Here is a 4,431-nt window from a genome sequence, read left to right as displayed (position 1 = left end):
ATAACCGCTTTTATCAAACGCAAGGCTTTAAAAACTGTTGTAAACATCTGTTTCAAACGTTTAAACGTTCACTTAGAGAAGTTCTCATAAGCGTATTTTTATTTTGCACTCAAACATAACTTTTTTGCAAATTAATTGCTCTATATTTGGCTAGCAAAATCAACCAATTCAATTTTGGAGGCGTTAACTTTAGAATAGAGCATTCTTTAAACAGAGTGGCTTTTTCTAAAAATTTAGAAAAATCTCATGCCTTATGATGTTACAACGGTTTTCAATTTTGCTTGCTTATCTTTATCTTAATAGGTGCCCCCAAATTTGGGGTGACCTCGTTTGCTTTCATATCTTTCAATTTATACTTTTAAAACGTTTTTTGCTTGCATTATGTCATTAAAAGGCTTTTGATTTATAAGATATGACGTTTTGAATTTCATTATCTGTTTATTTTCTACCTCGGTAAAAAAATACCGTGATTATAAAATCAATCTTGTCTTTAAATCCTTTGTGCAATCTTTATGAATTAAACCTATAAGCTTATGACCGTTTCAAACGATTATTTCTTTGAAGGTTTCGCTCAAAAAAGAGCAAAATTCATACCATTCTTTAAACGTATACAATTTATGTTATCGATATTTTCAAACGACTAAATTTTAAAACAATGTGATTTGTGCTGTGATAAAAACGTATCATAAAATTTATGAACTGTTATGAATGATATCTGCTTTTCATTTTATATGAACGTTTACATGCGTTATAATATTTACATCATGATTTGCTTTTTATGGTCTATTCATACATGCCAATCTTATATAAAAAATGGTCAAATGAATCATACATAAAAAGATGGATTCTTAAGTGGATTCATATAAAATAATTGCAAACAAACTATTGACTTTATTGTGTTTTTGTTTATAATGTCCTTCAACGAGCGTGACCATCCGTCGACCGTTTTCAACATCAATACCCTTCTCATCATTATAAGCTTCAAGATCATTATGATGAATGCCTTCATAAGCAATCCCATCCCTTGCCCAATCCGCACTCAGTTCACTCCAATGGGCTTTGGGAAACATTTGCTTGGCTACGTCTAATGGCTTGCGGTCTACATACCACATGCGTTGTACATCGGTTAAATTCGGTTGCACTGCCGCGCTATCCCAAACCATCTTCAAGGGGTCTAAACGCGTAATGACCGGTTCACCATCAAGACTGTTTTCATAATCAAGGCGGGTATCAGTCCACCCCATGCCGCAAATAACCGCATCTTGGAAAGCATCACTATCCGCATATTCTGCATGTGCTACATCACGAAACCATTCTGCCGCACCAGTAAGCAATTCACTAGGCAATGCCTTTCCTACTTGTCGAGGTATGAATTGCACTTCTCGTTTATTATTTCTTTCAGACCCCACAACAGCATTAACCAGTGGTGCAATACGGTTAAAAGTCATAACGGGGCGGCGTTGTTCTTTTAAAGCCGATAAATCACTCTCATTCCACTGATCTCCATTGTAAAATCGAAAATCCTCTCTTGCATATTCACGCCATTTATTGACATGCTCCACATCTTCCTTGTACCAACTCACAAGCTTGCGAAACAAACCATCATGAGACAGAGCTGATACGGTGCTGTCTTTCTCTAAATGCTCTTCATCATACATCATTCTGCCATCCATGACGTGCTCTCATAAGTTTCTCTACCGCTATAAGCTGGTCGCTTTTGTATCGTCGGAGGTTCTTCATAAGCCACGCACATCAATCCAAAGGCATCTGCCCCATGACTGGACCAATCATGCTCTGCTCCCAAGCCAATATTGCGCTTCTCATCCCATTTCTCATGGTACCAGTTCAGTGCCTTACGTCCTGCGACCGTCATCTCTTCATTGAACCAAACAGAAGGCAAAATACGTCGCACTGCCTCTATTCGCATTTTGACAGCACCAGCCCCTTGATTGGGAATGACCTGCGTTTCAAAACCCGCATCATTTAAAGCACTCTCAAAACTCACATTGTGTACACGGTCTCTGGTCGCACCGTCATGGGGGAGAACCATCAATGCCTTCTCATAACCATTTTGACGCAACCAACCGATATGTTCGGATAACGGCTGTCCCTGTGCTTCGTAATAATCAAGCACTCTGATCTCTCTACCAACAAATTGCGCTATCCATATCGCCGTGGCATCTGCCTTGGCGCCCGTACCCCCAATGTCCCAAAAGGCGCGTATCTGCATTAAAGGATCACGAGCAACGCGCCCTATCCGCCCCTCCTGCTCGGCTGCCAACATTTCCTTTTGATAATAAGCGCCTTGAACCGCTGTAAGATAAGCCCCTTCCCATATATGTTTATAGGTCTCGGGACGGTTTCTCAAATCATCAAGCCGTGCTTCATTCAAGATCTTGGGAAACTTCGGATTGTCTGACCAGTTGATCTCTACACGCTTAATGGCTTCATTGTCTGAAAAGCGAAACCGCCTTTCAACCGGTGCATTATCTCGCAACGGATTCCATGTCACCCACAACTCTGCTCTCCACCCCTCTCCCTCTTCACGTAAAGTGGGTATAAGCGTCTGCCAAGCTGTCTCTGTAACGGGCTCTGCCTCATCAACCCAACAAAGCAAAATACGCCCCATGGATTTAATACTGGCTATATTGCGGTCCAGACCAGAAAACTGAAAGGCTATACGACCATCATTCGACTTAATCGACGACTCCCCAACCTTGTAATAGTCCTTCAAAAAGTCATGCGCTTCAATAGCGCGTTTAATCTCCTCTAATGAACTCTCTGCCAAAGAATTCTGAAACTGTCGTGCACAAAGAATGGTACCAGATATCCCTCCCATACCAAATTGATAGCCTTTTAAAGCAGCCATCAAGGCAAATGATCTTGTCTTTCCAGACCCTCTCCCTCCCCAAGCCGCACGCACCAAAGCATTACCAGAAAAAAGAGGAATAAGCTTTGGTACAATCTTAATCTGTTTTGTCGTCATTCATTGTTAAAGGAGCAATTTCTACACGCCCTATGATCTTAATCGCGCCACCATCTTCACCTGTTACCTGTAACGGCAACACCTTACCAAGCAACGCTAAATAAGCAGCAGGGCATCTTATTGCCTGCTTTTCGAGATAAGAACAAGGCATTGATTTATAATGATAATTCACTGTTTTGTATGTTGAATGAGAGTCCCGAATAACGTAGGATTCTCTCATTTCAAATCTGTTTATCTTGAATCAACTAAAACCACTCATTTGCACATAACAAGTGGGATGAGTGTATGGATAAAAACTGTATAAGAAAGGATTAAAAAATGGCTCTTATGAACCGTCTTAATGCAAGATCTGTCGCAACATTGGGAGCTGGCAAATATAATGATGGTGCTGGCTTGTTACTTCATAAGCGTAAAGATGGTGGTGCTCAATGGATTTATCGCTATACCATTCATGGTCGGCGCCGTGAAATGGGCTTGGGAGCGTTGCGAGATGTCTCTTTAAAACAAGCCCGTGAATTGGCAACTGGATGGCGTTCTGTGTTACGTGAGGGGCGTGACCCTATTAAAGAACGCAATAAACAAAAGCGTGAAGCAATAAGCAATCTTCATTATTTAAAAGATATTGCTTTAGATACTTTTGAAAGCCGTAAAGCAGAATTAAAAGGGGATGGCAAAGATGGAATTTGGTTTACACCTTTACGCCTTCATATTCTCCCCAAATTAGGCTGCCTCCCCGTTTCAGAGATTACACAAACAGAAATACGTAATGTTCTTGCTCCTATTTGGCATACAAAAGCTTCAACAGCAGAGAAAGCACTGAATCGTCTTAATCTTTGTCTCAAACATGCGGCTGCATTAGGTGTAGATGTTGATTTACAAGCAACAACAAAAGCACGCGCTCTTTTAGGTAAACAACGCCATAAGATCACGAATAGACCAGCGATGGATTGGAAAGATATACCAGCTTTTTATCAGTCACTCTGTAAAACACAAAACATAACACGACTGGCTTTGCGTTTACTTATTCTGACAGGGGTTCGTACACGCCCTTTACGTTATATCCATAAAGATCAGATTGACGGGGATATATGGACAATTCCTGCTGAGAATATGAAAGGAAAGCGTGATACAACAAAAGAATTTCGCGTCCCCTTATCATCAGAGGCATTAGAAATTTTGAAACAAGCGCGCTCGCTTTCTCGCAATGATTTCTTCTTTTCTGCAACCGGTCGGGGAGCTCTTGCGCAGAAGTGTATGGCTCAATATATGAGAGATAATAAACTTGATGCCTGCCCCCATGGTTTTCGTTCTAGTTTACGCGATTGGCTTGCTGAAACAACCGATGCTCCCTATGAGGTCGCTGAAACCATTCTAAGTCATACAGTAGGAGGACAAGTAGAGCGTGCCTATCGTCGGACTGACTATTTAGAACAGCGCCGTGTCTA

Annotated in this window: 3 protein-coding genes and 1 pseudogene; 1 reads left to right on the top strand and 3 read right to left on the bottom strand. The window is 41.1% G+C overall.

Translation table 11 applies throughout. The features are described 5' to 3' along the window. Positions 1 to 917 precede the first annotated feature (917 nt). From ACFIKI_RS08225 to ACFIKI_RS08215, 3 genes and pseudogenes are all read right to left on the bottom strand, one after another. Positions 918 to 1,673, bottom strand: a pseudogene (locus ACFIKI_RS08225) (portal protein); the annotation flags it as partial. Continuing rightward, a complete protein-coding gene (locus ACFIKI_RS08220; RefSeq protein ID WP_375666723.1) occupies positions 1,658 to 2,986 on the bottom strand; it encodes a PBSX family phage terminase large subunit in 1,329 nt (442 codons plus the stop codon). The pseudogene ACFIKI_RS08225 and the gene ACFIKI_RS08220, both read right to left, overlap by 16 nt. Then, positions 2,967 to 3,206: a hypothetical protein gene (locus ACFIKI_RS08215; protein ID WP_375666724.1), complete on the bottom strand. Its 240-nt coding sequence runs from the start codon at positions 3,204 to 3,206 to the stop codon at positions 2,967 to 2,969. Before ACFIKI_RS08215 ends, ACFIKI_RS08220 begins: the two co-directional genes overlap by 20 nt. Before the next feature lie 98 nt (positions 3,207 to 3,304). Here ACFIKI_RS08215 and ACFIKI_RS08210 point away from each other — a divergent pair. Continuing rightward, positions 3,305 to 4,431: tyrosine-type recombinase/integrase (locus ACFIKI_RS08210; RefSeq protein WP_375666722.1), on the top strand; the 1,127-nt coding region annotated here is incomplete at its 3' end.

Origin of the sequence: Bartonella sp. TT121SHDZB (assembly GCF_042193415.1) — a bacterium.
Lineage (GTDB): Bacteria > Pseudomonadota > Alphaproteobacteria > Rhizobiales > Rhizobiaceae > Bartonella.
Note: the sequence above shows the minus strand (reverse complement) of the source record. Positions and strands in the feature narration are given on the sequence as shown.